Source organism: Aquabacterium sp. A7-Y (assembly GCF_026153205.1).
Classification (GTDB): domain Bacteria; phylum Pseudomonadota; class Gammaproteobacteria; order Burkholderiales; family Burkholderiaceae_C; genus Caldimonas.
The window spans coordinates 14,946-40,592 of record NZ_JAPFBW010000012.1 but is presented as its reverse complement, the minus strand read 5'-3'; the positions used below and the strand labels follow the sequence as shown (position 1 = coordinate 40,592).

The 25,647-nt window shown below is 68.5% G+C and carries 29 protein-coding genes; 19 read left to right on the top strand and 10 right to left on the bottom strand.

The genetic code is table 11. The features are described 5' to 3' along the window. Positions 1-46: 46 nt before the first annotated feature. Together OOT46_RS12665 and OOT46_RS12660 are read left to right on the top strand one after the other, a co-directional pair. Complete coding sequence (locus OOT46_RS12665; RefSeq protein WP_265403972.1) at positions 47-1,306, top strand: RsmB/NOP family class I SAM-dependent RNA methyltransferase; 1,260 nt, start codon at positions 47-49, stop codon at positions 1,304-1,306. Between the two features lie 150 nt (positions 1,307-1,456). After that, a complete protein-coding gene (locus tag OOT46_RS12660; protein WP_265403971.1) occupies positions 1,457-2,680 on the top strand; it encodes an acyl-CoA desaturase in 1,224 nt (407 codons plus the stop codon). A 256-nt stretch (positions 2,681-2,936) separates the two neighbouring features. Here the strand turns inward: OOT46_RS12660 and rpmG are convergent, their stop codons facing one another. From rpmG to trxB, 3 genes are all read right to left on the bottom strand, one after another. Further along, positions 2,937-3,104, bottom strand: coding sequence for a 50S ribosomal protein L33 (gene rpmG, locus OOT46_RS12655; protein ID WP_047194013.1), 168 nt, complete (start codon positions 3,102-3,104; stop codon positions 2,937-2,939). 26 nt (positions 3,105-3,130) lie between these two features. Next, positions 3,131-3,364 carry a 50S ribosomal protein L28 gene (rpmB, locus tag OOT46_RS12650; RefSeq protein WP_265403970.1) on the bottom strand — a complete coding sequence of 78 codons (234 nt, stop codon included), beginning with the start codon at positions 3,362-3,364 and terminating at the stop codon, positions 3,131-3,133. Positions 3,365-3,655: 291 nt separating this feature from the next. Beyond that, the gene (trxB, locus tag OOT46_RS12645) at positions 3,656-4,618 is read right to left on the bottom strand and encodes a thioredoxin-disulfide reductase (RefSeq protein ID WP_265403969.1); all 963 of its coding nucleotides are present in this window, start codon (positions 4,616-4,618) and stop codon (positions 3,656-3,658) included. Positions 4,619-4,861: 243 nt separating this feature from the next. Here trxB and OOT46_RS12640 point away from each other — a divergent pair, with 243 nt between their 5' ends. The 3 genes from OOT46_RS12640 to lolA all read left to right on the top strand — a co-directional run bounded on the left by OOT46_RS12640 (position 4,862) and on the right by lolA (position 8,659). Next, positions 4,862-5,530 carry a Crp/Fnr family transcriptional regulator gene (locus OOT46_RS12640; protein WP_265403968.1) on the top strand — a complete coding sequence of 223 codons (669 nt, stop codon included), beginning with the start codon at positions 4,862-4,864 and terminating at the stop codon, positions 5,528-5,530. 103 nt (positions 5,531-5,633) lie between these two features. Beyond that, the gene (locus OOT46_RS12635; RefSeq protein ID WP_265403967.1) at positions 5,634-8,057 is read left to right on the top strand and encodes a DNA translocase FtsK; all 2,424 of its coding nucleotides are present in this window, start codon (positions 5,634-5,636) and stop codon (positions 8,055-8,057) included. Continuing rightward, positions 8,054-8,659, top strand: coding sequence for an outer membrane lipoprotein chaperone LolA (gene lolA, locus OOT46_RS12630; protein ID WP_265403966.1), 606 nt, complete (start codon positions 8,054-8,056; stop codon positions 8,657-8,659). Before OOT46_RS12635 ends, lolA begins: the two co-directional genes overlap by 4 nt. 57 nt (positions 8,660-8,716) lie before the next feature. On the opposite strand, the gene metG is transcribed toward lolA, so the two are convergent. After that, on the bottom strand, positions 8,717-10,780 hold the full coding sequence (gene metG, locus OOT46_RS12625) for a methionine--tRNA ligase (RefSeq protein ID WP_265403965.1): 2,064 nt from the start codon (positions 10,778-10,780) through the stop codon (positions 8,717-8,719). Between the two features lie 128 nt (positions 10,781-10,908). On the opposite strand from metG, the gene apbC reads away from it, so the two are divergent. Next, positions 10,909-12,000, top strand: a complete 1,092-nt coding sequence (apbC, locus tag OOT46_RS12620) for an iron-sulfur cluster carrier protein ApbC (RefSeq protein WP_265403964.1) — start codon at positions 10,909-10,911, stop codon at positions 11,998-12,000. 24 nt (positions 12,001-12,024) lie between these two features. Here apbC and OOT46_RS12615 read toward each other — a convergent pair whose 3' ends face one another. Next, the gene (locus tag OOT46_RS12615; protein WP_265403963.1) at positions 12,025-12,552 is read right to left on the bottom strand and encodes a DUF962 domain-containing protein; all 528 of its coding nucleotides are present in this window, start codon (positions 12,550-12,552) and stop codon (positions 12,025-12,027) included. Positions 12,553-12,838: 286 nt separating this feature from the next. Here OOT46_RS12615 and dcd point away from each other — a divergent pair, with 286 nt between their 5' ends. The 5 genes from dcd (at position 12,839) to OOT46_RS12590 (ending at position 16,062) form a co-directional block, all read left to right on the top strand. After that, positions 12,839-13,408, top strand: a complete 570-nt coding sequence (gene dcd, locus OOT46_RS12610) for a dCTP deaminase (protein ID WP_265403962.1) — start codon at positions 12,839-12,841, stop codon at positions 13,406-13,408. 154 nt (positions 13,409-13,562) lie between these two features. Further along, the gene (locus OOT46_RS12605; RefSeq protein ID WP_265403961.1) at positions 13,563-13,829 is read left to right on the top strand and encodes a hypothetical protein; all 267 of its coding nucleotides are present in this window, start codon (positions 13,563-13,565) and stop codon (positions 13,827-13,829) included. A gap of 191 nt (positions 13,830-14,020) precedes the next feature. Beyond that, entirely contained in the window at positions 14,021-14,395 is a 375-nt protein-coding gene (locus OOT46_RS12600) for a hypothetical protein (RefSeq protein WP_265403960.1), read from the top strand. Between the two features lie 99 nt (positions 14,396-14,494). Further along, positions 14,495-15,385 (top strand): DUF2243 domain-containing protein, encoded by an 891-nt coding sequence (locus tag OOT46_RS12595; protein WP_265403959.1) that lies wholly within the window; start codon positions 14,495-14,497, stop codon positions 15,383-15,385. Positions 15,386-15,696: 311 nt separating this feature from the next. Beyond that, on the top strand, positions 15,697-16,062 hold the full coding sequence (locus OOT46_RS12590) for a DUF1801 domain-containing protein (protein ID WP_265403958.1): 366 nt from the start codon (positions 15,697-15,699) through the stop codon (positions 16,060-16,062). 22 nt (positions 16,063-16,084) lie between these two features. On the opposite strand, the gene OOT46_RS12585 is transcribed toward OOT46_RS12590, so the two are convergent. From OOT46_RS12585 to OOT46_RS12565, 5 genes are all read right to left on the bottom strand, one after another. After that, entirely contained in the window at positions 16,085-16,357 is a 273-nt protein-coding gene (locus OOT46_RS12585) for a hypothetical protein (protein WP_265403957.1), read from the bottom strand. A 90-nt stretch (positions 16,358-16,447) separates the two neighbouring features. Continuing rightward, on the bottom strand, positions 16,448-17,227 hold the full coding sequence (locus OOT46_RS12580) for a CPBP family intramembrane glutamic endopeptidase (RefSeq protein WP_265403956.1): 780 nt from the start codon (positions 17,225-17,227) through the stop codon (positions 16,448-16,450). Positions 17,228-17,364: 137 nt separating this feature from the next. Then, positions 17,365-18,555 (bottom strand): alpha-hydroxy acid oxidase, encoded by a 1,191-nt coding sequence (locus OOT46_RS12575; protein WP_265403955.1) that lies wholly within the window; start codon positions 18,553-18,555, stop codon positions 17,365-17,367. Between the two features lie 69 nt (positions 18,556-18,624). Continuing rightward, the gene (locus tag OOT46_RS12570) at positions 18,625-19,542 is read right to left on the bottom strand and encodes a LysR substrate-binding domain-containing protein (protein WP_265403954.1); all 918 of its coding nucleotides are present in this window, start codon (positions 19,540-19,542) and stop codon (positions 18,625-18,627) included. A gap of 33 nt (positions 19,543-19,575) precedes the next feature. After that, positions 19,576-20,796 (bottom strand): DNA polymerase Y family protein, encoded by a 1,221-nt coding sequence (locus OOT46_RS12565; protein WP_265403953.1) that lies wholly within the window; start codon positions 20,794-20,796, stop codon positions 19,576-19,578. A gap of 116 nt (positions 20,797-20,912) precedes the next feature. On the opposite strand from OOT46_RS12565, the gene OOT46_RS12560 reads away from it, so the two are divergent. The 8 genes from OOT46_RS12560 to OOT46_RS12525 all read left to right on the top strand — a co-directional run bounded on the left by OOT46_RS12560 (position 20,913) and on the right by OOT46_RS12525 (position 25,639). Next, a complete protein-coding gene (locus OOT46_RS12560; RefSeq protein WP_265403952.1) occupies positions 20,913-21,392 on the top strand; it encodes a metallophosphoesterase family protein in 480 nt (159 codons plus the stop codon). 32 nt (positions 21,393-21,424) lie between these two features. Continuing rightward, on the top strand, positions 21,425-21,952 hold the full coding sequence (locus OOT46_RS12555) for a GNAT family N-acetyltransferase (RefSeq protein ID WP_265403951.1): 528 nt from the start codon (positions 21,425-21,427) through the stop codon (positions 21,950-21,952). Further along, on the top strand, positions 21,945-22,307 hold the full coding sequence (locus tag OOT46_RS12550) for a GFA family protein (protein WP_265403950.1): 363 nt from the start codon (positions 21,945-21,947) through the stop codon (positions 22,305-22,307). Before OOT46_RS12555 ends, OOT46_RS12550 begins: the two co-directional genes overlap by 8 nt. Positions 22,308-22,438: 131 nt before the next feature. Next, positions 22,439-22,942 carry a hypothetical protein gene (locus tag OOT46_RS12545; RefSeq protein ID WP_265403949.1) on the top strand — a complete coding sequence of 168 codons (504 nt, stop codon included), beginning with the start codon at positions 22,439-22,441 and terminating at the stop codon, positions 22,940-22,942. A gap of 86 nt (positions 22,943-23,028) precedes the next feature. Further along, complete coding sequence (locus OOT46_RS12540) at positions 23,029-23,622, top strand: NAD(P)H-dependent oxidoreductase (RefSeq protein ID WP_265403948.1); 594 nt, start codon at positions 23,029-23,031, stop codon at positions 23,620-23,622. 73 nt (positions 23,623-23,695) lie between these two features. Then, on the top strand, positions 23,696-24,304 hold the full coding sequence (locus tag OOT46_RS12535; RefSeq protein WP_265403947.1) for a gamma carbonic anhydrase family protein: 609 nt from the start codon (positions 23,696-23,698) through the stop codon (positions 24,302-24,304). Next, positions 24,301-25,041, top strand: a complete 741-nt coding sequence (locus OOT46_RS12530) for a penicillin-insensitive murein endopeptidase (RefSeq protein WP_265403946.1) — start codon at positions 24,301-24,303, stop codon at positions 25,039-25,041. The genes OOT46_RS12535 and OOT46_RS12530 overlap by 4 nt, the downstream gene beginning before the upstream one ends. Continuing rightward, a complete protein-coding gene (locus OOT46_RS12525) occupies positions 24,986-25,639 on the top strand; it encodes a DUF1287 domain-containing protein (RefSeq protein ID WP_265403945.1) in 654 nt (217 codons plus the stop codon). The genes OOT46_RS12530 and OOT46_RS12525 overlap by 56 nt, the downstream gene beginning before the upstream one ends. Positions 25,640-25,647 lie beyond the last annotated feature (8 nt).

Below are 25,647 nucleotides of genomic sequence, written 5' to 3'. Positions count from 1 at the left end.
CCACGGTCGGCGTGGTTCCGGATGGGGGGCGGGGATAATCCCGGTCATGCATCCGAATGCCCTGCTCGATCTCGCCACCGACCTGGTGCGCGCCATCCTCAAGTTCGACGCCCCGGCCGACAGCGTCGTCTCCGCCTTTTTCCGTCAGCACCGCCAGCTGGGGCCCCGGGAGCGCCACACCCTGGCCGAGACCGCCTATGCGGTGGTGCGCCAGCGCCTGCTGCTGCAGCACTTCGCGCAGTCGGGTTCGGGCGCGCTGGAACGCCGGCTCGCCATCCTCGGTTGGCAGGGCAGCGACAGTTTCCTGCGCAGCGCCCTGGGCCCGCACGAACAGCAGTGGCTCAGCGAGGTCAAGGCGATCGACCCGGCCAGCCTGCCGGAAAAGCTGCGCCACAACCTGCCGGACTGGATCGCGACGCCGCTGAAGGCGACCCTGGGCGAGGAGTTCTGGCCGCTGGTCGACAGCCTCAACCAGCCGGCGCCGCTGGACTTGCGCGTCAACCTGCTGAAGTCCCGGCGCGAAGCCGTCGTCGAGGCGCTGCAGCAGGAGGGCATCGAAGCGCAGCCGACGCCACACTCGCCCTGGGGCCTGCGCATCGCCGGCAAGCCGGCGCTCAACAAGCTCGATGTCTTCACCCGCGGCGAGGTCGAGGTGCAGGACGAGGGCAGCCAGCTGTTGGCGCTGCTGACCGAGCCGCGGCGCGGCGAGATGGTGGTGGACTTCTGCGCCGGCGCGGGCGGCAAGACGCTCGCGCTGGGCGCGGCGATGCGCAACACCGGGCGGCTCTATGCCTTCGACGTCTCGGGCCACCGGCTCGACAACCTCAAGCCGCGCCTCGCGCGCAGCGGCCTGTCCAATGTCTACCCGGCCCAGATCGCTCACGAGCGCGACGAGCGCATCAAGCGCCTGGCGGGCAAGATCGATCGGGTGCTGGTCGACGCGCCGTGTTCCGGCCTCGGCACCCTGAGGCGCAACCCCGACCTCAAGTGGCGCCAGTCGCCCAAGGCGGTCGAGGAACTGGTCGGCAAGCAACTGGCCATCCTGCAGAGCGCCGCGCGCCTGCTCAAGCCGGGCGGCCGGCTGGTCTACGCCACCTGCAGCGTGCTGGCCGAGGAAAACGAGCGTATCGCCGAGCAGTTCACCTCGGAGGCCGGGCGGGACTACACGCCGGTGCCCGTGGCCGGCATCCTCGAGCATGCCAAGGTGGAGGCACCGGAATTGCTTGTCCAGGGGGACCACCTGCGCCTGTGGCCGCATCGGCATGCGACGGACGGTTTTTTTGCCGCCGTTTGGGAACGTCGCTGACCGGGTTTGCTCCAAGAGCTGGCTGGCCGGTCATGGGTGCTTGTTGATTCCGGTCAAAAGCACGGGAAGTCACGGATTAACCCGATTTTTTCCGGGGAATCCGCAGAACCCGGTCCCCTACAATCGGCGAGCGTTCAGAAAGGCTCTTAGATGTCAGAAATTCTTGTCGTGTGGGATGGTCTGGTCGACTGGCTCGCCAACGGCGTGCTCCAGGCCGCCTGGTGGCAGATCCTTGCCTTCGTCCTGGTGGCCACTCACATCACGATCGCGGCGGTCACGATCTTCCTGCACCGTTCGCAAGCCCACCGCTCGGTGGACCTGCACCCCGCGGTGCAGCATTTCTTCCGCCTCTGGCTCTGGATGACCACCGGCATGGTGACCAAGGAGTGGGTCGCGATCCACCGCAAGCACCACGCCAAGTGCGAAACCCACGACGATCCGCACAGCCCGCAGACGCGCGGCATCAAGACGGTGCTGCTGACCGGCAGCGAGCTCTATCGCGCCGAGTCCAAGAACCAGGAAACGCTGGCCAAGTTCGGCCACAACACGCCGGACGACTGGGTCGAACGCAACGTCTACAGCCGCTTCACCTGGCAGGGCGTGGGCCTGATGCTGATCATCGACCTGCTGCTGTTCGGTGCCGTCGGTGCGACGGTCTGGGCGGTCCAGATGCTGTGGATCCCGATCACCGCCGCCGGCATCATCAACGGCCTCGGCCACTGGTGGGGCTACCGCAACTTCGAGGCCGCTGACGCGTCGACCAACATCTCGCCCTGGGGCATCATCATCGGCGGCGAGGAGTTGCACAACAACCACCACACCTACCCGACCTCCGCCAAGCTGTCGGTCAAGAAGTACGAGTTCGACATCGGCTGGGGCTATATCCGCGCGATGGAGATGCTGGGCCTGGCCAAGGTCCGCAAGACCCCGCCCATGCTCAAGCTGGGCCAGGTCAAGCCGGTGGCCGATGCCCACACCCTGGAAGCCATCATCGCCAACCGTTACGAAGTCATGGCCAAGTACGGGCGCGAGCTCAAGCGCGCCTGCGCCGCCGAACTGCAGCACCTCAAAGCCAACGGCGCCAAGAACAGCGCCAAGTGGAAGGAACTGCGCCTGGCCAAGCGCTGGCTGCACCGCGACGAGGACCGTATCCCGTCGGACGTGAAGCAGCATGTCGCGAGCGCGTGCGCACAGTCGCCTGCCCTGGCGAAGCTGGTCGCGATGCGCGAGGAACTGCGTCAGCTCTGGACCCGCACCAATGTCTCCGCCGAGCAACTGGTGGCCGATCTGCAGGCCTGGTGCAAGAAGGCCGAAGAAAGCGGCATCGCCGCGCTGCAGGACTTCGCGCTGAAGCTGCGCGCCGCCCACGCCTGATCCGGGGCCTCGCCTCCCGACAAAAGCGCCTCCTCGGAGGCGCTTTTTTTCCGTCTGTTGGTGGCCGCGCCCGGGGGGCAGGGGCAGGGCGATGCGGGGACGGTGGGGGCTGATGGCGAGCCCCGCGATGGCGCGGGTCGCCGGGCCCGCAGCCGGACAAGACAGGCCTTCGCAAGGGCCTGACCGGGCCGAGACAACCAACAAAAAACCCGCCGGGCCGGAGCCGGGCGGGTGGACCTGCAAGGCAGGAGCCGAATTACTTCAGCTTCACTTCCTTGTAGGCGACGTGCTTGCGAGCCTTGGGATCGAACTTCATGATCTCCATCTTCTCGGGCGTCGTCTTTTTGTTCTTGGTGGTCGTATAGAAGTGACCGGTACCTGCGGTCGACTCCAGCTTGATCTTTTCGCGAGCGGTCTTGGCCATGGTGTGTGCTCCTTAAGCGTTGGCGATCAGAGCTCGCCCTTGGCGCGCAGGTCGGCGACGACCTGCTCGATGCCGACCTTGTCGATCAGGCGCAGAGCGGCGTTGCTGACGCGCAGGCGCACCCAGCGGTTTTCGCTCTCGACCCAGAAGCGGCGGTACTGCAGGTTAGGCAGGAAGCGGCGCTTCGTTTTGTTGTTGGCGTGGGACACATTGTTGCCCACCATCGGGCGCTTGCCCGTAACTTGACAGACGCGTGCCATGACGCTTCTCCGTTTCAATCTCGGTTCAGATCTGACGCCTAGAGCAGGCGGCCCGTTATCCTTCGAGGTCTCCCTCGGGGGGATGCGAACCAGGCCGCTTGGTGGACGCCCTTCGAAGGCTTCGCGTCCCTGGCTTGCTTCGCAAACAAGAGCTGTTTGCGGCACAAATAGAGGCAAAGCCGGTATCGGCAAAGACGGCGATTATAGCCAGAAAACGTGGCGGCCTGCGAGAAGCCGCTCACGATTCGACCGGAGGCTGACTGTGCGGGCCTCCGGCCGGCCCGCAGTATCTCAGACTTGGCCGTCCTGCTCGAGGAAACGCTGCGCGTCCAGTGCCGCCATGCAGCCGGTGCCGGCGCTGGTGATGGCCTGGCGGTAGACATGGTCCTGCACGTCGCCGGCGGCGAACACGCCCGGGATGCTGGTCATCGTCGCGAAGCCGTTGAGGCCCGAGCGGGTCAGGATGTAGCCGTCCTTCATCTCCAGCTGGCCCTTGAAGATGTCGGTGTTGGGCTGGTGGCCGATCGCGATGAAGCAGCCCTTGAGGGCGATGTCCTCGGTGCTGCCGTCGTTGACGTCCTTGATGCGCACGCCGGTCACGCCCGAGGCGTCGCCCAGCACCTCGTCCAGGGTGGCGAACAGCTTCAGCTCCATCTTGCCGGCGGCCACTTTCTCCTGGAGCTTGTCGACCAGGATGGGTTCGGCGCGGAACTTGTCGCGGCGGTGGATCAGCGTGACCTTGCGAGCGATGTTGGACAGGTAGAGCGCCTCTTCCACCGCCGTATTGCCCCCGCCCACCACGCAGACGTCCTGGTCGCGGTAGAAGAAGCCATCGCAGGTGGCGCAACCGCTGACCCCGCGGCCCATGAAGGCCTCCTCGGAGGGCAGGCCCAGGTACTTGGCGGAGGCGCCGGTCGCGATCACGAGGGCGTCGCAGGTGTATTCACCGGCGTCGCCCTTGAGCCGGAAGGGCCGATCGGTGAGGCTCACCTCGTTGATGTGGTCGAAAACAATCTCGGTGTTGAAGCGTTCGGCGTGCTGCTGGAAACGCTGCATCAGGTCCGGGCCCATCACGCCCTGCACGTCGGCCGGCCAGTTGTCGACATCGGTGGTCGTCATCAGCTGCCCGCCCTGCGCCATGCCGGTGATCAGCATCGGCTTCAGGTTGGCCCGAGCGGCATAGACGGCGGCGGTGTAGCCGGCAGGGCCGGAACCGAGGATCAGGACTTTGGCATGTTTGGCGGTAAGGCTCATGGCGTGACGCTTCGGTGAGGCGGAGTGGAGTCGTTGCTCGGGTGGTATTCCCCCTGCTGCGAAGCCGCTGCTTCGGTTAGAGTCCAGCTGTGAGATATCTCACGGCGTGCAGGAAGGTGTGACACTGCCGGCAGATGGGGCCCTCGGGCGCCATCACAAGCGGGGATTGTAGGAAACCCCGCCGACCGGCGCAGGACACGGGTTTTGCGCGACCGCAGGACGAAACAACGCAGAAGGTGATGTATGGCGATGCTCTCTAACCTGGACCTGATTCGACGCGTACCCTTGTTTTCGATGTTGACCAGTACCCAGGCCGAAGCGGTGGCCGAAGGCGTCGTGAAACGCCGCTACCGGCGCGGGGAGATCATCGTCGAGCAGGGGCGCAAGTCCAATGCCCTGTTCATCCTGCTGACCGGCCGCGCCCGCGTGCTGACGGCCGATGCCCGGGGCCGGGAGGTCATCCTCGCGATGCTGCATCCGGGCGACTACGTTGGCGAGATGAGCCTGATCGACAACGAGCCCCACTCCGCCACCGTGCGCGCCGAGGTGCAGACCGACGTGCTGGTGCTGGGCCGCACCGAGTTCGCGCGCTGCCTGCCCGAAAACTCCAGCCTGTCCTACGCCATCATGCGCGGCCTGGTGTCGCGCCTGCGCGCCGCCGATCGCCAGATCGAGTCGCTCGCGCTGCTGGACGTCTACGGCCGCGTCGCCCGCACGCTGCTGGACATGGCCGAGGAAAGCGGGGGCTCGCTCCTGATCCGCAACAAGGTCTCCCGTCAGGACCTGGCCAAGATCGTCGGCGCTTCGCGCGAGATGGTCAGCCGCGTGATGAAGGACCTGGAGGAGCGTCAGTACGTCGAGACCCAGCCGGATGGCTCGGTCATCATCAAGGAGCGTCTGCAGGTCGGCTGAGGCCGGTCGGCCCGCCCGGTCCGGGACGCCCGAATCGTTTGGACTTGTTGCGGCCGCGGGCTTCTGTCGTTTGTACGCCACGCGCTTGATTCACAATCCGCGCATGGCATTTCCTCTTGGCTCCCTTGGCGGCGATCCCGGCCAGGCCGCGGCGCCCGCCCCGGTACCGGCTCCGGCGCCGTCCTCGGGCCGCGGCAGCTCCGCGGCCTACACCCGCACGCCCAAGGCGAAAGCGGCGGCGCCCGAGCCCGCCGCGCCGCCGAAGTGGCGCGTCCAGCTGAGCGTCTTCCTCGGCGCGCTGGGCCTCATCCTGCTGCTGATCGCAATGCTCAGCCACTCGCCGGCCGACGCCGCCTGGTCCACCACCGGCGACGGCAGCGGTGTGCACAACGCCGCTGGCGTGCTCGGCGCCTGGGTCTCGGACCTGCTGTATTTCCTGTTCGGCTTTTCGTCCTGGTGGCTGGTCCTGATCGCCAGCCGTGCCTGGCTGGGCTCGCTGGCCCGCCTGCTGCGGCCCGACGGGGCACCGGCGACCGACCCGGCGGCGCCGCCCCTGTGGCTGTTCTGGGTCGGGGTGGTGGCGCTGTTGTGCGCCAGCTGCAGCCTCGAATGGACCCGGCTGTACCACCTGGAGCCCCACCTGCCCGGCCACGCCGGCGGCGTGTTGGGTGACGTGCTGGGCCCGGCCAGCATGAAGCTGCTGGGTTTTGCCGGCTCCGGCGTCTGGTGGATCGCGCTGCTGGTCGCCGGCGTCTCGATGGCACTGCGCTTTTCCTGGGTCCGTGCGGCCGAGGGCCTGGGCGCGCGCATCGACGGCTGGCGTGTCAAGCGCGAGGCGCGCCGCGAGATCAAGGAAGACCTGCGCCTGGGCGAGAAGGCAATCAAGGAGCGTGCCAAGGTGGTCGAGGTCGAGCGCCACGTGATCGAAGACCACCCGCCCATCCTGATCGAGCCGGCCGTCGTCGAGGTGCCCAAGTCCGAGCGTGTCGTCAAGGAGCGCCAGAAGCCGCTTTTCAAGGAGCTGAACGACACCAAGCTGCCGCAGGTCGACCTGCTCGACGCGGCGCCGGCCAAGCTGGAGACCACGGTCACCCCAGAGACGCTGGAGATGACCTCCCGCATGATCGAGAAGAAACTGAAGGACTTCGGCGTCGAGGTGCGGGTGGTGGCGGCCTCGCCGGGCCCGGTGATCACCCGCTACGAGATCGAGCCGGCCACCGGGGTGAAGGGGTCGCAGATCGTCAACCTGGCCAAGGACCTGGCGCGCTCGCTGAGCCTGGTGAGCATCCGGGTGGTCGAGACCATCCCCGGCAAGAACCTGATGGCGCTGGAACTGCCGAATGCGAAGCGGCAGAGCATCCGGCTGGCCGAGATCCTGGGCTCGCAGATCTACAACGACGCGCAGTCCATGCTGACGATGGGCCTGGGCAAGGACATCGTCGGCCATCCGGTGGTGGCCGACCTGGCCAAGATGCCGCACGTGCTGGTGGCGGGTACCACCGGCTCGGGCAAGTCGGTCGGGATCAACGCGATGATCCTGTCGCTGCTCTACAAGGCCGAGGCGCGCGACGTGCGCCTCATCATGATCGACCCCAAGATGCTCGAGATGGCGATGTACGAGGGCATCCCCCATCTGCTGGCGCCGGTGGTCACCGACATGAAGCAGGCCGGCAATGCGCTGAACTGGTGTGTCGGCGAGATGGAGCGCCGCTACAAGCTGATGAGCAAGCTGGGCGTGCGCAACCTGGCCGGCTACAACAAGAAGATCGCCGAGGCGACCGAACGCGGCGAGAAGATCAGCAACCCCTTCAGCCTGACGCCCGAGGAGCCCGAGCCGCTCGACCGGCTGCCGCACATCGTGGTGGTGATCGACGAACTGGCCGACCTGATGATGGTGGTCGGCAAGAAGATCGAGGAGTTGATCGCCCGCCTGGCGCAGAAGGCGCGGGCGGCCGGCATCCACCTGATCCTGGCGACCCAGCGCCCCAGCGTGGACGTGATCACCGGCTTGATCAAGGCCAACATTCCGACCCGCATCGCTTTCCAGGTCTCCAGCAAGATCGACTCGCGCACCATCCTCGACCAGATGGGGGCCGAGGCGCTGCTGGGGCAGGGTGACATGCTCTACATGGCGCCTGGCACCGGCCTGCCGATCCGCGTCCACGGCGCCTTCGTCAGTGACGACGAGGTGCACCGCGTGGTCGAGTACCTGAAGAGCCAGGGCGAGCCCAACTACATCGAGGGCATTCTCGAGGGGGGCACGCTCGACGGCGAGGGCGGCCCGGCGGGTGAGGGCGGCGCGGGCGGCGCTGGGGGGGCCGAGGGCGAAGCCGACCCGATGTACGACCAGGCCGTGCAGGTGGTGCTGCAGCATCGCCGGGCCTCGATCTCGCTGGTGCAGCGGCACCTGCGCATCGGTTACAACCGGGCCGCGCGCCTGCTGGAACAAATGGAAAAGTCCGGGCTCGTATCGAGCATGTCCACCAACGGGAACCGGGACATCGTCGTTCCCAACCGAGACGAATGAAAAAACTGCTGTTGGCGGCGCTGCTGGGCGCCACGCTCCCGGCCTGGGCCGATGCGGTCGATACCCTGAAGGGTTTCGTGCAGGAGGTCAAGAGCGGCCGCGCCTACTTCACCCAGACCGTGACCTCGCCCGACGGGGCCAAGAAGCGCAGCTCCAAGGGCAGCTTCGAATTCCTGCGGCCGGGCCGCTTCCGCTTCGAATACGCCAAGCCCTTCGAGCAGCTCATCGTCGCCGATGGCCGCAAGGTCTGGCTCTACGATCCCGATCTCAACCAGGTCAGCATGCGTCCGATGAACCAGGCACTGGGCGCCACGCCGGCGGCCTTGCTGGCCGGCGGCGCGCTGGAGAAGGACTTCGACCTCAAGGCGCTGCCCGACCAGGACGGCCTGCAATGGGCCGAGGCGGTGCCCAAGCAGAAGGACAGCCAGTTCCAGTCGGTCAAGGTCGGCTTCAAGGGCAAGGACCTGGCGGCGGTCGAGATCCTCGACAGCTTCGGGCAGAAGTCCTTGCTGAGCTTCACCCGCGTGGAGGCGAATGCGGCGATGGGGCCGGACACCTTCAAGTTCACCCCGCCGGCCGGCGCAGACGTGCTGGATCAGTAAGCGCGTCCCGGGCCGCCATGAACAAGGGCCGCGTGCGGCCCTTTGTCCTGTCTGTACTCAGCGCACCCGCATGCCGGGCTGTGCGCCCGGCCAGGGCTCCAGCACGTAGATGCCGGCGTCGACCTTGTCGTCGGCGTGCGAGGCGGCCAGCACCATGCCTTCGCTGACGCCGAACTTCATCTTGCGCGGCGCCAAGTTGGCGACCATCACGGTCAGCTTGCCGACCAGCTCGTCCGGCTGGTAGGCGCTCTTGATGCCGCTGAAGACATTGCGCAGGCGGCCCTCGCCGACGTCCAGGCTCAGGCGCAGCAGCTTGTCCGAGCCTTCGACATGGCTGCACTCGACGATCTTGGCGATGCGCAGGTCCAGCTTGGCGAAGTCGTCGATGCCGATCACCGGCGCGATGTCCTCGCCGCCCGGTTTGGGCGCCTCGACGGCGGGCGGCTCGAAGAGGGCGTCCAACTGCTGCGGATCGACCCGCTGCATCAGGTGCTGGTAGCTGCCGATCTGGTGCTCGCCCAGGCCGCGCGCCGCATCGGCGAAGGTCAGTGGCGCGATATCCAGGAAGGCCTCGACCTTGGCGGCCAGCGCCGGCAGCACCGGCTTCAGGTAGATCGTCAGCAGGCGGAAGGACTCGATGCAGATCGTGCAGACCTCCTGCAGGCGCGGCTCGGCACCGGTCTGCTTGGCCAGCTCCCAGGGTTTGTTCTGGTCGACGTATTCGTTGACGCGGTCCGCCAGCAGCATGATCTCGCGCAGCGCCTTGCCGAATTCGCGCTCCTCGTAGAGGCGCTGCACCTCGGCGGCGGCGCCGCGCAGGGTGGCGAGCAATTGCTCTCCGTCCGCCGACGGCGTGGGCCCCAGCTTGCCGGCAAAACGCTTGCTGATGAAACCGGCGGCGCGGCTGGCGATGTTGATGTACTTGCCGACCAGGTCGCTGTTGACGCGGGCGACGAAGTCCTCGGGGTTGAAGTCCACGTCTTCCACCTTGGCGCTCAGCTTGGCCGCGATGTAGTAGCGCAACCATTCGGCGTTCATGCCCAGCGACAGGTACTTGAGCGGATCGATGCCGGTGCCGCGGCTTTTGCTCATCTTCTCGCCGCTGACGGTGATGAAGCCGTGCACGAAGACGTTGTCGGGCACCTTGCGGCCGCTGAAGTGCAGCATCGCCGGCCAGAACAAGGTGTGGAAGTAGGTGATGTCCTTGCCGATGAAGTGGTACTGCTCGATGTCGGGCGCGGCGATGAACTCGTCGAAGGAGCGGGTCTCGCCGTACTTGGCCTTCGGGCCGCCCTGGTCGAAGTAGCTCTTCAACGACGCCAGGTAGCCGACCGGTGCGTCCAGCCAGACATAGAAGTACTTGCCCGGTGCGTCAGGGATTTCGATGCCGAAGTAGGGCGCGTCGCGCGAGATGTCCCAGTCGCTCAGGCCGCCGTGGCCGTTCTCGTCGGTGGTGAACCACTCCTTGATCTTGTTGGCGACCTCGGGCTGCAGCTTGCCGTCCTGGGTCCAGCCCTGCAGGTAGTCGATGCAGCGCGAGGAGGAAAGCTGGAAGAAGTAGTGCTCGCTCGACTTCATCACCGGCGTGGCGCCGGTCAGCGTGGAGTAGGGGTTTTTGAGCTCGGTGGGCGCGTAGACCGCGCCGCACACCTCGCAGGAATCGCCGTACTGGTCCTTCGCGCTGCATTTCGGGCACTCGCCCTTGATGTAGCGGTCCGGCAGGAACATCTGCTTCACCGGGTCGAAAAACTGCTCGATGCTGCGCGAGGCGATCAGGCCGTTCTTGCGCAGTGCGCGGTAGATGCCCTGGGCCAGCTCGGTGTTCTCGGGGCTGTCCGTCGAGTGCCAGTGGTCGAAGCTGATGTGGAAGCCGTCGAGGTATTGCCGGCGGCCTGCGGCGATGTCGGCCACGAAGGCTTGGGGGCTCTTGCCCGCCTTCTCGGCCGCGATCATGATGGGCGCTCCGTGCGCGTCGTCGGCGCCCACGAAGTGCACCTGGTGTCCCTGCATGCGCTGGAAGCGAACCCAGATGTCGGCCTGGATGTATTCCATGATGTGGCCGATGTGGAAATTGCCGTTGGCGTAGGGCAGCGCGGTCGTGACGAAGAGCTTGCGGATCATCGTGGCCTCGGGGCGCCCTCGAGGCGCCGGTCAGGGAAAACCGAGATTCTAGGCGCCGCAGCCCGGTCCCGCCCACGGTGCGCTAGACTGGTCCGGCATCCGCTTCCAACCCCGTTTCGCTCCCTCCCATGTCCTTGACCCCACAAGCCCTCACCGAGGCCCTTCAGCGCGTTTCCGATCCGAACACCGGCCGTGACTTCGTCTCGACCAAGGCGCTGAGACATCTGCAGATCGACGGCGGCCGGGTCAGCTTCGAGGTCGAGCTCGGCTATCCGGCGCGCAGCCAGGAGGCGGCGCTGCGCGAGCGGCTGGCCGAGGCCGCACGCTCGGTGCCGGGGGTCCAGCAGGTTGACGTGCGCCTGAGCACCCGGGTGCTTGCCCATGCCGTGCAGCGCGGTGTGCAGCTGCTGCCCGGCGTGAAGAACATCATCGCGGTGGCCTCCGGCAAGGGCGGTGTCGGCAAGAGCACGACCGCCGTGAACCTGGCGCTCGCGCTGGCTGCCGAGGGCGCCAGCGTCGGCCTGCTCGACGCCGACATCTACGGTCCCAGCCAGCCCATGATGATGGGCATCGCGGACCGCCCCGAAAGCAGCGACGGCAAGACCATGGAGCCGCTGGTCAACCACGGCGTGCAGGTGATGTCGATCGGCTTCCTGATCGAGCCCGACAACCCCATGGTCTGGCGCGGTCCGATGGCAACCCAGGCACTCGACCAGCTGCTCAAGCAGACCAACTGGCGCGACCTCGACTACATGATCGTCGACATGCCGCCCGGCACCGGCGACATCCAGCTCACGCTCAGCCAGCGCGTGCCACTGACCGGCGCGGTGATCGTCACGACGCCGCAGGACATCGCCTTGCTGGATGCCCGCAAGGGCCTCAAGATGTTCGAGAAGGTCGGGGTGCCCATCCTCGGCGTGGTCGAGAACATGGCGGTGCACGTGTGCTCCAACTGCGGCCATGCGGAGCACATCTTCGGCGCCGAGGGCGGGAAGAAGATGGCCGAGCAGTTCGGCGTCGATTACCTGGGCGCCCTGCCACTGAAGCTCAGCATCCGCGAGCAGACCGACTCGGGCCGTCCCACGGTCGTGAGCGAGCCCGACAGCGAGGTGGCCGGGCTTTACAAGGACGTCGCACGGCGTGTTGCGGTGAAGGTCTCGGAGGCCGCGAAGGACTACTCGTCCAAGTTCCCGACCATCTCGATCTCGAAAAACACCTGACCTGGGGGCCGGCCCGGCCGCCGCTCAGGGCCGGGCGTTGGCGAGGTCGCGCAGCACGGTCGGACCGGCGCGCTTTTCGATCTCCCTCAGCATGCCGGGGTTCCAGCCGAGCGCGAACAGCGCCTCGGCGACCACGAACATCGGTCCGACCAGCAGGCCGGCCAGGTCGTCGATGAAGGCCGGCTTGCGGCCTTCGTAGTAGTGGCCGAGGAACTGGATCATCCACCCCAGCACGAAAAACCCGAGTCCGGTGCTCAGCCAGACGCCGGTGCTGCCCGAGGCGGCCTGGTGCGCCAGCAGCATCAGGCCGCCGATCGAGAGGCACACCGCCAGCCCCAGGACCGCGTGCCGCGTCAGGTACCAGGCGCACGACAGGCCGAACAGCAGCCAGGCCGGGGTGAGGCTGCGGCCCAGCACCTGGAACTCGGGCCGCGCCAGCAACACGCCGACGGCGAACACGATCATCGGTACGCCGACGAAATGGGTCGCGATGTTGCGCTGATCGCGGTGGTACTCGGCATATTGGCTGAGCAAGGTCAGGACATTGCGCATCTTCGTCTCCTGCGGCAAGCGGTCGCTGGGCGACTCGTCTCTGTGTTTATGCTAGGGCTTTGCGCCCCGGCCAGCTGCGAAAAGCCTGGCATCTCTTGCAGCTTTGTGTGATGGTTTTCCCTTAAATCCTTTCCATGCAAGCGGCGTGCGCGGCGCCGGTCCTGCCGCGGATGTTTCGGGGCCCGGTTCGGCGGCCAAGGGCCTGGGTTCGCGTCTGCAGGAAGCTGGTGCGGTGGAGCTTCCCGACCTCTAGAATGTCGGTCCTTCAACGCACGGACGGCACAGCATGAGCATCAAGAGCGACAAATGGATCCGCCGGATGGCCGAACAGGAGGGCATGATCGAGCCCTACGAGCCGGGCCAGGTGCGTTATGCCGCCGACGGGCACAAGATCGTGAGCTACGGCACCAGCAGCTACGGCTACGACATCCGCTGCGCCGACGAGTTCAAGATCTTCACCAACATCCACTCGACGGTGGTCGACCCCAAGAACTTCGATGAAAAGAGTTTTGTCGACTTCAAGGGCGACGTTTGCATCATCCCGCCGAACAGCTTCGCGCTCGCACGCACGGTCGAATACTTCCGCATCCCGCGCAGCGTTCTGACGATCTGCCTGGGCAAGAGCACCTATGCACGATGCGGCATCATCGTGAACGTCACGCCCTTCGAGCCGGAGTGGGAAGGTTATGTGACCTTGGAATTCAGCAACACCACGCCGCTGCCGGCGAAGATCTATGCGGGTGAGGGGTGCGCCCAGGTGCTGTTTTTCGAGAGCGACGAGACCTGCGAGACCAGCTACAAGGATCGCGGCGGCAAGTACCAGGGCCAGCGCGGCGTGACCCTGCCCAAAACCTGAATACGCCCTGAAAAGCACGGTCGCGTAGCGCGAATTCAATCCCAAAACTGGGGGGGCGGCTCCCCCTCTTGCTTGGGATGTGCGTCAGGCGGTCCTCCACCTAATGTTGTTGCATGGCTCCCCCGACGCAGGGAGTGTGACAGTGGAGGCCACGATGAGCACCGTACAGAGCCAACAACTGCAGCGACGCGAGTCCTCGACAGGCGAGGTCCAGCACGCGCCGGTCGAACTGCTCCAGCTGGTCGATTTCAAATGGATGATGGCCGGGCAGGGATGGTGGGTCGACCTGACCCGCCTGCAGCGCGACAGCGCCTATGCGGTCGGCTGCCTCAGGTCAGCGTTGAGCAGCAATTGCCATCCGCTGCGCCGTTGCGCGACCGACTTGCAGGCGTGCTGGGAACCGGCAGCGCTGGTGTCATGAGACATTCGGTGCCCAACCGTCGTCGCCCGGGTCCGAGCCGGCACCGCAGCGCCTCGGCGCGACCGGCTCCCGGCGGAGCGGGAACTGCCGGCAGGCTGCCCCGTTTTTCGGCCGATCGCCGGCGCAGCTGGCCGGCTATCGTGGCGACATCGGCTTCCGCTGCGGAGGCCGGTGCCACCCAGGACGCCGCCATGATTCCTCTGCCCGACGTGATCGAGTACCTCGACGACCTGCCCACCGAGTTCGATATCGCGGCCATCGCTGCCCCACCGCAACAGGCGATGGCGGCGTCGGCCCATTCCCGCATCGACGCGGTCGAGTCCGGCCTGCAGCAGGCCGCGCCCTCGGCCGACCTCCTGACGCTGGCGCGCTTCCGCGAACTGATGGCCGGCTACGGCTGGCCGGTGCAGATCGCGCGCATGCTGATCGACCGGGCCTATGCCTTCGATCGCATGGCGCTGGCCCACAGCAGCGGCGACGAGACTCTCAGCGCGCTGGCGCTCGAGATCTTCGAGAGCTGCCAGCGTGCTCCTGCCCCGACACGCTCGGCGGCGCAGGCCCACTGACGGGGTCCGGCACCCCGTCCGATCGGCCCTGCCAGGGCGGTCGGGCGCCCGACTTGCTGATGCGGGGTGACGCTCCCCATCACGCCAGGAGGTGCCCGCATGTCCGAGGTCCTGTCCCCTTCCTCTTTCGCTTCCGACCCGCCGCGCGGACTGCCCTGGGCGGCGGGTCTGGTGGGCTTTGCCCTCGGTGGCTTTTTCGACGGCATCCTGCTGCACCAGGTGCTGCAGTGGCATCACCTGCTCAGCGGGCTGGAGGGGGAAGGCTGGCAGGACCTGCGGGTCCAAGTCCTGGCCGACGGCCTGTTCCATGCCTTGATGTACCTGCTGGCCCTGGCCGGAGCCGTGCTGCTCCTGAGGCAGCACCGACATATCGGCCGCACGGCGAGCCCCCGTGCGCTGGTGGGCTGGGCGCTGCTGGGTTTCGGCGCCTGGCATGTGGTTGACGCGCTGCTCAGCCACTGGTGGCTGGGCTTGCACCGCGTCCGCATGGACACGGCGCACCCGCTCGCCTGGGACCTCGGCTGGCTGATCGTGTTCGGTGTGCTGCCGCTGGCCCTGGGCTGGCGGCTGCGTGCCGCGACCCGGCGCCCACCCTCGGGCGGCGCCGCGGCGTCGGCGGCCGCCCTGGTGCTGCTGGCCGCATCTGCCGGCTGGTGGGCAGCGCAGCCGCCGCGCGGGGTGAGGTCCACCGTCACCTTGCTGCTCGCCCCCGAGGTGCCCGCTGCGCGGGCTTTGCAGGCCGCTGAACGGCTGCAGGGGCGGGTGCTGTGGGTCAATGCCGCCGGCACCGTCTGGGTGCTGGCACCGTCCGCGGGCCAGGCGCTGCCCGGCCGGGTCTGGTGGGACGAGGGGGTGCTGGCCCTCAGCCCGTCCGCGATCGTCGGTGCCTGCCTGTCATGGCAGGCGCCGCAAGGCGGACTCCCTGCCGTTCGTCCGGTCCCGGCGGCCGGCCGTCCCGGAGCGGCCGCTGTGCACGCTCAGCAGGCCTGAGCAGCTTCTTGCACGTCTTTGCTCGTCGATGGTGCTTATCGCAGCAAAGCCAGTGGTTGTAGGAGCACCCATTTGCTGAGGAGGCCGGGAGGCTCCGATACTGAGGCCTGGTGATCCCCGGTGACACCCCGGGTGACAAGGGGGCACCTGCTGCCCGCGATGGCTCTGATGCAAAACAAGCTTCTCACTGATTTGCGAATTCCTTTCACCTCACCTCGCCGCCTCCCGCTGCCGACGAAGCGGCTTTCCTTGTCTTGCGGGGTCTGCCATGCAGCGGGCGGCTCCGAGCAGGCCCGCAGGGGGTAGACGCGATGCGGACACCCGTGCGCCCAGCGGCCCTCGTGGCCGCCTATTTCGACAATCTCCTGCCCGACGAGCGCGCCACCGCGCAGGCCTTGCAGCGCGCCGTGCTCGACGCTGCGCCCCACCTGGAGCAGAGCGTGAAGTGGGGCAACCTGGTTTTCAGTGCCGCGGGTCAGCACGTGATGGCCATCATCACGCACAAGACCCATGCCAATCTGCAGTTTTTCCAGGGCGCGGCGCTGGCGCCGCAGTTTCCGCAGCTCGAAGGCAGCGGCAAGGGGGTGCGCCACCTGAAATGCCGCTACCGGCAGCCTCTCGACGAAGCGCTGGTCCGCACCCTGGTCCAGGCAGCCTTGGACGCCGTGGCCGGCTGAACCCGGCTGGAAAAAAGTCGCCTCAGAGCGCCGGCAGGGCGCCCAGCCAGTCGCAGCGCAGCCGGCCGGCCTGGTGCAGGCGGCTGCGCAAGGCGATGTAGAAAGCGGGCGCCAGGAACAGCAGGCCGCAGCCGAACAGCCCCAGCGGGGCCTCCAGCAGCAACGCCGCCGGCGCGCCGGCCCAGCCCGCCACCCAGGCGGTGAGCACCAGGTCGTAGACGTGGTATTCGACCGGATGGTCCTTCTTGTGCGCCTGGTGCCAGCGCTTCAACAGGTGGAGTTGGTGCAACGTCATGGTGGTGTTTTCCCTGACGCGCATTGTAAGTTTGACGTCAGCCTCCGGAGGGCTGGCGACGGCGGGTTCCCCCTGAAACGGGGGCCGGGGTCAAAGGCCGAACAGCAGCCGGCGCAGGACGTTCAAGCCGAGGTGCAGCGCCACCGACGCCCACACGCTGCCGCGGCTGAGGTGGAAAACCGCGCCGTAGGCGAGCCCGGCCAGCGTGGCCAGCAGCGCGAAGTGGGTGCCGCCGCCCAGGTGGGCCAGACCGAACAGCACCGCAGTGACCCCCACCGCGAACCCGGCGCCCCAGCGCTGCAAGGGCTGCTGCACCCAGCGGCGGAAAAACCACTCTTCGGCCAAGGTGCCGAACGCGTTGCCGACCGCGAACAGCGCCACGGCGCGCAGCGGCGCCGGCCCCCAGTGGACGTAGCCGATGGCCCAGGCCAGCGCTGGGACACCCACCAGGCAGGCGCCTGCCACCACCGTGCAGGCACGGTTCCAGCGCCAGGCTGAAGGCAGCATCACCGCCGCGGCCAGGCCCGCCAGGGCCTTGCCGGTGTTGACCGAGACCGGGCCCAGGTCGAGCCGGCCGAAGCCCGGCACCAGCGACAGGCCGAACGCGAGGAACAGCGCCCCCGCAGCAGCGAAATACCAGGGCGCGCTGCGCCGGGAGGCCGCCTGCGAAGCGTAGAGCAGGCCCCCGAACAGCAGCGCGGCCAGCAGCGGCCAGGGGCCGTGGATCCAGCCGGCCTGCCAGGCGAGTCCCGCCATCGCAGGCGCGGCCGCGGCGCGCAGCGCCAAACCGGGCCGCAAGGCCGCGCCTCCCGGGCGAAATCCGGCATGCCGCCCGGTGACGCCGCCTTTCCCCTGTGTGCCTTGTGTCATTGTTTCCTCTCCTCGCCGGGCCGCCCGGCTCCAAGCACCGCATTCTGGCGGCGTCGGAAGGTCTGCGGCGAGACGCCCGACGAGCGCTTGAACCGACGGCTGAAGCAGCGACCCCGGCTGAGCCCGAGGCGTGCCGCTCAGGCGGCGCGCCGCAGCGGCAGTGCCTGGGCGGCGGAGGCCCAGTCGAAGGGCAGGCGCAGCAGCTCCGGCGTGGCCTGCCGGACGTCGCGTGTGCCGGTCAGCGCCATGCTGACGTCGAGCTCGCGCTGAAGGATCTCCAGCACGGAGGTGACGCCGGCCTCGCCCATCGCGCCCAGGCCATAGAGGAAGGCCCGGCCGATCAAGCAGCCGCGTGCGCCGAGCGCCACGGCCTTGAGCACGTCCTGCCCCGAGCGCACGCCGCCGTCGAACAGCAGCTCGGTGCCGCCGCCCAGGGCGTCGGCGATCTCGGGCAGCGCGCGGATGCTGGAGATCGCACCGTCGAGCTGGCGCCCGCCGTGGTTGCTGACCACCAGCGCGTCGCAGCCGATGCCCGCGGCGATCTTCGCGTCCTCGACGTCGAGGATGCCTTTGAGGATGAGCTTGCCGCCCCACAGCTTGCGCACCCACTCGACGTCGTCCCAGCTCAGGGTCGGGTCGAACTGGCCGGCGATCCACTGGCTCAGGGTGCTGAGGCTGTCGGCGCCCGGGATGCGCCCTTCCAGGTTGCCGAAGCTCTTGCGCCGGCCCGCCAGCACGCCCAGCGCCCAGGCCGGCTTGCGGGCGATATCGAGCGCGTTGGCCCAGGTCAGCCGCGGCGGCACCGACAGCCCGTTTCTGATGTCGCGGTGGCGCTGGCCCTGGATCTGCAGGTCCAGGGTCAGGACCAGGGCCGAGCAGCGCGCGGCGCGGGCCCGCTCGATCAGCGAGGCCGCGAAGCCGCGGTCGCGCATCACGTAGAGCTGGAACCAGAACGGTCGCTGCACGAAGCCGGCCACGTCCTCGATCGAGCAGATCGACATCGTGCTGAGCGTGAAGGGCACGCCGAAACGCTCTGCCGCGCGCGCTGCCAGCATCTCGCCGTTGCGCCAGTTCAGACCGGTCAGGCCAGTGGGCGCAAGGGCCACCGGCAGCGTGGCTGCCTCACCCGCCAAGGTGGTCGCGGTGGAGCGCTGCTCGACGTTGATCGCGACACGCTGGCGCAGCGCGATGCGCGCCAGGTCGTCCCGGTTGGCCCTCAGGGTGACCTCGTCGTAGGAGCCGCCGTCGACGTAATCGAAAAATGCGCGCGGCACGCGCTTCCTGGCGAGGCGGCGTAGGTCTTCGACGCAGGTGATGGGCGCGGGCATGCGGGGTCTCCGGTCAGGCGTATGGAGGCCATGCTAGGCAAGCCGGGCCTACCCTGCCCGGAAAGTTTCTCAGTCCGGACCCGAAAGAAGTTCCAGGCCCCGGGCCGCCGCGTCCTCGCAGCAGCGCCGCAGCCATCCGGCGAAGGCCGCCGCAGCGCCGCCCTCGGCATGCGGCAGCAGGAAATAAGGCTGGGAGGCCGGGACGGTCAGTGCGAACAGCGGTCGCAGCGTGCCGCTGCCGAGGGCGTGCTGCGCCAGGCTGGGCCGCGCCAGCGCGACACCCTGGCCGCTGAGGGCCGCTTCCAGCAGCAGGCCCAGGTCGACCAGCCGCGGGCCCTGGGCCGGCTCGGGCCAGTCCAGCCCGGCGGCGCGGAACCACGGGGTCCAGGGCTCCAGCGGGGTGCGCAGCAGCGGCGCGTGCCGCAGGTCGGCGGGCATCGCCAGGGGCGGCAGGCGCTGGATCAGCGCCGGCGCGGCGACCGGCACCACCACGTCCTGCATCAGCGGCGTGCCGCCGGCGGCCAGCGGGTCGCCGTTGCGCACCTCGATGTCGGCCTCGGTCGCGTCCTGGTCCAGGTAGGGAATGCTCAGCACCACCTCCAGCTCGACCCCGGGGTGCGCGCGCGTGAAGCTTTCCAGCCGCGGTACCAGGATCTGGCGCGCGAAGGTGGGCGGCGCGCAGACGCGCAGCCGCTCGGTGCTCGGACCGGTGCGCCGGTGCAGCGGCACGGCCGCCAGCAGGCCCAGCGCCGCGCGCACCTGCTCCAGGTACTCCTTGCCGGCAGCCGAGGGCCGCAGGCTCTTGCCGCTGCGTTGCAGCAACTGGGTGCCCAGCAGTTCCTCGACGGTGGCGACACGCTTGCTGACCGCGCTGGCCGTCACGTGCAGCTCCTCCGCAGCGCGCTCGAAGCTGCCGAGGCGGGCCACCGCCTCGAAGGCGCGCAGGCCGTCGAGCGTGGGGAGGCGCAGCGGGGGCAGGGCGGACATGGCGGGATGCTAGCTGAAGGACCGTCCCGGCGTTCAGAACAGCGGCAGGGTATAGGCCACCGACGGGTCGCGGGCATCGGCGCTCGTGCTGTCCTCGGCATCGCCCGGTGGGCCTTCGGGCGCTGCCCCGGGCCGGCTCAGCGATCCCACCCGCACCCCGAGCAGGCGCAGCCGCCGCTCCAGCGGCACGCGCTTGAGGCACTGCCCGGCCGCCTGCCGGATCACTCGCGGGTCTTGCGTGGGGCCGGGCAGGGTCAGGTCGCGCGTGACCGTCTTGAAGTTGTCGTAGCGCAGCTTCAGGCCGATGGTCTTGCCGACATACCCCTTGCGCACCAGATCATCGGCCACCTGCTCGCACAGGCGCGTGAAGATGGCGCCGAGCTGCTCGCGGTCCTGGCGCGCGTGCAGGTCGCGGTCGAAAGTGGTTTCACGGCTGAGCGACTTGGGCTCGCTGTAGGTCACCACGGCGCGGTCGTCGCGGCCGTGGGCGGCTTCATGGAGCCAGGCGCCGTAGCTCGCGCCGAAGTGGCCGATCAGCCACTGCGGGTCGGCCGCCGCCAGCTCGCCGATCGTGTGGATGCCCAGCGCGGCCAGCTTTTCGTTCGCCTTGGGGCCGATGCCGTTGATGCGCTTGGCCGGCAAGGGCCAGATGCGGGTCGGGATGTCGGCCTCGGTGACCAGGGTCAGGCCGTCGGGCTTGTCGAGGTCGGAGCCCAGCTTGGACAGCAGCTTGTTGGGGGTCACCGCGATGGAGCAGCTCAGCCCGGTGGCGGCCCGCACCGCGTCCTTGATGGACTGGGCCACCGCACGCACGCCGCCGAGCGGGTCGTCGCCGACCGCGTCCCGCACACCGGGCAGCTCGCCGAGGTCGAGGTAGATCTCGTCGATGCCACGGTCCTCCATGTGCGGCGCGATCGCGGTGACGGCGGCCTTGAAGAGGCGCGAATAGCGCCGGTACTCGTCGAAGTCCACCGGCAGCAGCACCGCCTCGGGCGCCAGCGCCGCCGCCTTCATCAGCCCCATGCCGGAGTGCACGCCCAGGGCTCGCGCCTCGTAGGTCGCCGTGGTGATGACACCGCGCCCGACATAGCTGCGCAGCTGCGCGTAGCTGCGTGTGCCGTCCTCGCGCTGCACCGGCTGGTGGCGCCGGCCGCCGCCGATCACCACCGGGCGGCCACGCAGGTCGGGGTAGCGCAGCAACTCGACCGACGCATAGAAGGCGTCCATGTCGAGGTGGGCAATGTAGCGGCGCATGAGGGACTGCAGGGGAGCCGGGGAGACCTGTATTTTCATACAGTCTGTGCTCGGTGTGCCAGACATTGCAGCGTCTCGACGCGTCGCCCGCGGCCCTCTGTTAAGGTGATCCCGCCATGACACGCATCGGCCTCATTTCCGACACCCACGGCCTGCTGCGCCCCGAAACGCTGGCCGCGCTGCAGGGGTGCAGCCACATCGTGCACGGCGGTGACATCGGCCATGCCGGCATCCTCGAACAACTCGCCAGGCTGGCGCCCGTCACGGCGGTGCGCGGCAACAACGACCACGGGCCCTGGGCCGAAGCCCTGCCCGAGACGGCGCGACTGGCATTGGGCGCGCTGGTGCTGTTGGCGATCCACGACCTCGCCGAGCTGTCGATCGACCCGGCCGCGGAGGGCATTGCGGTGGTCGTCTCGGGGCATTCACACAAGCCGCTGGTGCAGGAGCGCGACGGCGTGCTCTACGTCAACCCCGGCAGCGCCGGGCCGCGCCGCTTCAAGCTGCCGGTCAGCGTGGCGGTGCTGGAGGTCGGGGGCGGCTCGGTCGCCGCGCGCATCGTCGACTTGATGGGGGCGCCGAAGGCGGCACCTTGACGGGTCCGACCGGCTCCGCTTCAATCGCCGGCATGATGATCCGACCCACTTCCGAGAGCGACTGGAGCGCACTCCGGGCCATCCGGCTGCGATCGCTCGAGGATGCGCCCGAGGCCTTCGGGCTCCGCCACATCGACGCCCTCGGCTTCAGCGAGGCGCAGTGGCGCGAGCGGGCATCGGCCACCACCAGTCCCTGGTTCTGGCTGGCGTTCGAGGGACCGGGCGAGGGTGCGCGACCCGTCGGCCTGGTCGGCGGGGTGGTGACTGGCGGGGACTGCGAATTGATCTCGATGTGGGTTGAACCCGCCGCCCGCGGCAGCGGCGTCGCGGCAGCGCTGGTGCGGCAGGTGCTTGACCACGCACGCTCGCTCGGACATCGTCGTGTGGTCCTGTCGGTCTCGCCCGAGAACCGGCGTGCCAGCCGGTTCTACCTCGGACAAGGATTCGGCTTCCTGCCGGAGCGCCGTCCGCTGGAGAGCCATCCGTCGGTCATCGTTCAGACCATGGCGCTGCCACTGCAGGCGGTCCCTGCCTGGCCGGGGGAGTCGGTGCATGAGTGATCGCCTTTTGCAAACCTGCCGTGGCAGCTGCCATTGCGGCGCGGTCCGCTTCGAGATCGAGACGGACTTTCCCGAACTGACGACGTGCGACTGCTCGATCTGCCGTCGCAAGAATGCCTTGATGGTCAAGGTGCACGAGAGTCGCTTCCGCTTGTTGGCCGGCGAGCAGGCGCTGCGCGAATACCGCTTCCACACGCACACCGCCCGCCACTACTTCTGCGGCACCTGCGGCATCTATCCCTTCCATCGCAAGCGCGTCACGCCCGACCACCTGGGCATCAACGTCTTCTGCCTGGAGGACGTCGACCTCGCCGGCATCCCGGTGCGCCAGACGCCCGGTGTCGCGATGGATTGACGCGAAGTGCCGGCCTACCCGGCGTACCGGCTGAGGGATACAACTCTGTAAAAGATGGAAGCGAAAGGTGCCGCGGCGGTGACTTGAGAATGCGCAAGTGCATGATGAACCTGTGAAAGGATCACATGCGTATGACACAAGCAGTTCAACATCTTCCGCAGCGTGCTCACCGTGTCGCCCCGCTCGTCCACGAGCGTCCTGACGCCTCGGACTCCGACTTCGGCGTCCTCGCGTCGGGCGTGTCCGAGCCGGAGCAGGTCATGGCGCTGCTGGCCCAGGCCTGCCCCTCTTTCGCCGCCGAATGGCGCGAGCACCAGCAGGTCAACGGCGCCAGCCTGCTCTACATCGCCGCGACCGCCTTTGCCCACCACCTGCTCTCGCTGCACAAGGCCGACGACCTCGCCTGCTTCCCCCAGGTGGCCGCCTGCATCGAGCGGGTGCTCCAGCACGGATCCGAGGAAGTGCGCGAGTTCATTGCGATCGGCGTTCTCGAAGGTCTGCAGAACGTCTGGTCGGCCGACGGCGCCGATCCGGAAGACTTGCGTGCCAAGCTCGGCGACCAAGGTCGCCGCTGGTGGCAGAGCCTGAACGACTTCTGGTGCGGCCGCGTGCCCTACATCGGCTACGCGTCCTGAGACGGCCCTGTCCTCCCGGGCGCGGTGTCCCGGCCCGGGTGTAATCCCCCGCTGCGGGGACGCCGCCGTCGCCACAGAATGTCCGCATGTCCCGACACGCACTGGTCATCGTTGCCCATCCCTCGCCGCACAGCCTGAGCCATGCCATGTCGCGCGAGGCGGTGGCCCTGCTCGCCGAGCAGGGCTACGAGGTGTTGTGGCACGACCTGCATGCCGAGGGTTTCGATCCGGTCCAGCCGACCGGGGAAGCGGGCAACCGCGACTCGTCAGACGAGCTGGTCGAGGCCCACTGCCGCGACCTCGCGGTGGCCGACCTGGTGCTGGTCTTCCACCCCAACTGGTGGGGCCAGCCACCGGCCATTCTGAAGGGGTGGATCGACCGCTGTTTCCGGCCCGGCCTGGCCTATGACTATCCCCCGGGCGTCTGCCCGGAGGGCGAGCCGGTCGGCTTGCTGCGGGCCCGCGTCGCCCTGGTCTTCAATACCTCCAACACGCCCTGGGCGCGTGAGGTGGCCGTGTTCGGCAATCCGCTCGAAGGCTTGTGGAAGCACTGTGTGTTCGGCTTGTGCGGGGTACCCGGCTTCGAGCGCCGCGTGTTCGGCCCGGTCTCCAGCAGCACGCCCGAGCTGCGCGCCTCCTGGCTGGCGGAGGTGCGCGCCACGGTGGAACGGCACCTCTGAGCCGGGGGGGGCCGAGCAGGGCGGGCTCGGCTATGCTGCGGCGATCTTTTTCCTTCACCTCGAAAGCCGCCGCATGCTTGTCAGTCACGCAGGACACTCCCCGCGCATCGACCCGACCGCCTGGGTCGCCCCCAATGCCTGCATCTGTGGCGATGTGGTCATCGGCCCCGGCTGCCGCATCCTCTACGGCGCGCAGGTGATCGCCGAAGGCGGCTCCATCGAGCTGGGCCGCGACTGCATCGTGATGGAAAACGCGGTGCTGCGCAGCACCGCCCGGCACTCGCTCATGATGGGCGACCATTGCCTGGTCGGCCCGAACACGCATGTCGTCGGCTGCACCGTTGAAGACCAGGTGTTCATCGCGACCGGCGCCTCGGTGTTCCATGCAGCCCACCTCGCGCGCGGCTGCGAGGTGCGCATCGGGGCGGTGGTGCATCTCCGGAGCCGGTTGGCGCCGGGCGAGAACGTGCCCATCGGCTGGGTCGCGGTGGGTGACCCGGCTCGCCTGCTGCCACCCGACCAGCACGAGCAGATCTGGGCCCTGCAGCAGCCGCTGGACTTCCCGCTCACGGTCTACGGCTTGCAGCGTGCCGATGCCGACATGGTGAAGATCACGCGCGGTTTGTCCGAGGCGCTGGCGTCCCACGGCAGCGCTCGCGAAATCCAAGGCGACATCGCTTGAGACCGGGGCCGGCGTCTCGACGCTCGGGGCCCTGCGGCATCGCGGCCCTGTGCCTGATGCTGGGGCTGGCCCTCGGCGTGCCGGCGTGGGCCGAAGGCAGCCGGTGTTTCGGCAGCGTCGCACGCGGACGGCTGGAAGGCGGCGTGCAGCTGCCGGCCCGCGGCCCCAACTTCCAGGCCTACAGCCCGCTCGCAGGGCCGGCCGGACGCACCTATGTGCACGCCCGGGTGGCCGAGGTCGTGACAGCAGCGTATGCCGCCCTGCAGGCCGAGGATGCCTCGCTGCGTTTTGTCTACGGTGAGACCGGCGCTGCCGGCGGCGGGCCCTTCCGCCCGCACCGGACCCACCAGAACGGCCTGTCGGTCGACTTTTTCGTGCCGGTGCGGGACGCGGCCGGGCGCGCGGTTTTCCTGCCCACCGAGGTCTCGACACGCTTCGGCTACGACCTCGAGTTCGACGCCGAGGGTCGGCACGGCGAGCTGCAGATCGACTTCGCAGCACTGGCCGAGCACTTGCACCGCTTGCACCTGGCGGCCACGCAGCAGGGCATGCGCCTGGCCCTGGTGATCCTCGACCCCGCCTATCTGCCGCATTTGTTCGCGACGCCGCGCGGCGCTGAACTGCGGACGCGGCTCAACTTCATGCAGCGCCCTGCCTGGGTGCGACACGACGAGCACTACCATGTGGACTTCGATCTTCCGTGCCAGCCGCTTCCGCGCCCCGCGGTCCGGCGCTGAACGCGGCCGCCGCGCGACAGCATGGGCGGCGGCGTGCCTGATCGCCGGCTGCCTGGCCGGCCCGGCGGCGGCCGACACCGGCCCTGAGCGCCTGGTCGAGGCGGCGCGCCGCCAGATCGGCGTCACCACCCACTACGACGGCAGCTACCGCCGCCTCGCCTATCCCGGCGGCGACGTGCCGGATCACACCGGTGTCTGCACCGACGTGGTGGTGCGCGCCTACCGCCGGCTCGGGGTGGACCTGCAGCGCCTGGTGCACGAGGACATGTCGGTGAACTGGAGCGCCTATCCGCGCCGTTGGGGCCTGCGACGTCCCGACCCGAACATCGACCACCGGCGCGTGCCCAATCTGCAGGTCTTTTTCCGGCGCCAGGGTTACGCCTTGCCGGTCAGCGGCGACCCTGGCGACTACCAGGCCGGCGACCTGGTCACCTGGGAGCTGCCCGGCCGGCTGCCGCACATCGGCATCGTCTCGTCGCGCTCGGTGGCGGGGCGGCCCCTCGTCCTGCACAACATCGGCCGCGGCACGCAGGAGGAGGACGTGTTGTTCGCCTACCCGATCACGGGCCACTACCGCGGCCTGCCGGCCCGGCGCTGAGCTGAACG